General features: G+C 34.9%; 2 pseudogenes. Both read right to left on the reverse strand.

Annotated features, from left to right (window positions below):
* Positions 1-200 (reverse strand): annotated as a pseudogene (locus IGI96_RS19755) (ATP-binding protein); the annotation flags it as partial.
* Positions 197-674 (reverse strand): annotated as a pseudogene (locus IGI96_RS19760) (IS21 family transposase); the annotation flags it as partial. The pseudogenes IGI96_RS19755 and IGI96_RS19760, both read right to left, overlap by 4 nt.

A 674-nucleotide genomic window follows, 5' to 3' on the forward strand; every position in this document is an offset into this window, starting at 1 on the left:
TTTTTTAGTGACTTTGGTACAGGAAATTTGGCTAATTTTTCCATCCGTTCTAATTTGATTCGTTGCCTGGTTTCAAGTTCTAAACGGAATAGATCGGTAATAAATTGTTCTGGAGCTTCGAAAGAAGCTCTTGGTAAGTTCGTGATGATATGACTTAATCTGAGCTTTTTACAATAATCTTCTAGGTTCTGTCTAGTCATTTATAGGGTCCTCCTGATTTTGTAAGTGCGTCATAATTTGACCAATTGACATCAAAGTCAGAGGGGACATCCTCTTGAACAACTAACTCATAGAATTGTTCATTGATTTGTTGGATGTCGTAGGTTGTCAATAAACTCAGTATTTGATGGATACGTCTGTATTTGATGTGATTATTATCAATCGCCAGATAATTTTGAAGTCGTGCTGGTAAGTATTTCCAATACCTCGAATAACTAACAACATTCAGCTTATCACTCCATTGTTTTAAGATATCGCTCCACGGAATCAATCGCTTTTTGTTCATATAAGGACGATAGTCATTCATTAAGAGTTCTCCATGCGGCGTAAGGACTTTGAATTTATTCCAAGTCAAAACAACAGTTAATTGAGAATACCCGTATGCTTTAGGAATATGAATAATTGTTTGATCCAATTTGATTTCGTGATAGCGATTTAGTTTGATTTCTATTTCT

The organism is Enterococcus sp. DIV0421 (assembly GCF_051713745.1).
In the GTDB taxonomy this organism is placed as follows: Bacteria; Bacillota; Bacilli; order Lactobacillales; family Enterococcaceae; genus Enterococcus_D; species Enterococcus_D casseliflavus.